Consider the following 899-nt stretch of genomic DNA (forward strand, 5'->3'; position numbering starts at 1 on the left):
TGGCGCACTATGAAAGCCCCACCTGCCAGGTTCCCGTTGGGGCCGACCAGTCTCCCTGTGGCAAGCGGGTAATCCGTGTGGAGGTGCCCAATCAGTTCAAGCCCGGGGTGTCAGATTGCAATGCTAACCGCTGCCCGAACTGCCGCAATGACTCTGCCATCGACAATGTGCTGCGATTCCGTTGAGCGAGCAATTGTGAACTGGGTCCGCCAGGTGCTTGATTGGTAAGATTTTTGCAGTACTTTTTTCTGATAGGGGCTTTGGCCCGGCAGAATTGCAATCACCATTGCAACAACAAGAACATCGGGAGCCGCTGTTATGGCGCAGGAATCCATCGATAAAAGCCTGTTACAGACGTTTGTGCCGGTTAACGCGCTGTCTGGGGATCAACTGGACTGGCTGCTCGACCAGCAGGAAGTGTGCCGCTATGCGTCAGGTGATGCCCTTTTTTCGCTGGGTGATCAGGACAACACCACGATTTACCTGCTTAGCGGCCGGGTTGAACTAACCGATGAAGACGGCAATAGCCATACAGTCAGTGCTGGGGATACCGCATCCTGGCACCCACTGGAGCATGTGCAGCCCCGGCGCAGTACCGCAAAAGCCGTGGGTGAGGTGAGTGTGGTGCGCTTTGACAGCTTCCGGCTGGATACCATTTTGTCATGGGACCAGTCGGCGGGTTACGTCATTCTTGATATTAATGCTAACTCTGCCTACCAGAACGACCGGGAATGGATGATCCGGTTGCTCAAGTCCAAGCTTTTTCATCGGGTGCCGCCGACCAATATCCTAGAAATCTTTCGCCGTCTCAAAGCCACCCGCCACAAAGAAGGTGAGGTGATTATTCGTCAGGGAGAGGCCGCTGATTGCTGCTATATCCTGAAAGAAGGCGTATGCGA

Annotated in this window: 1 protein-coding gene and 1 pseudogene; both read left to right on the forward strand. The window is 54.5% G+C overall.

Going from position 1 to position 899, the window contains the following annotated elements; all coding sequences use genetic code 11:
- Positions 1 to 185 (forward strand): annotated as a pseudogene (locus A3754_RS27970) (hypothetical protein); the annotation flags it as partial.
- Positions 186 to 318: 133 nt separating this feature from the next.
- Positions 319 to 899: cyclic nucleotide-binding domain-containing protein (locus A3754_RS20410; RefSeq protein WP_156497117.1), on the forward strand; the 581-nt coding region annotated here is incomplete at its 3' end.

This window comes from Alcanivorax sp. HI0083, from assembly GCF_001635175.1.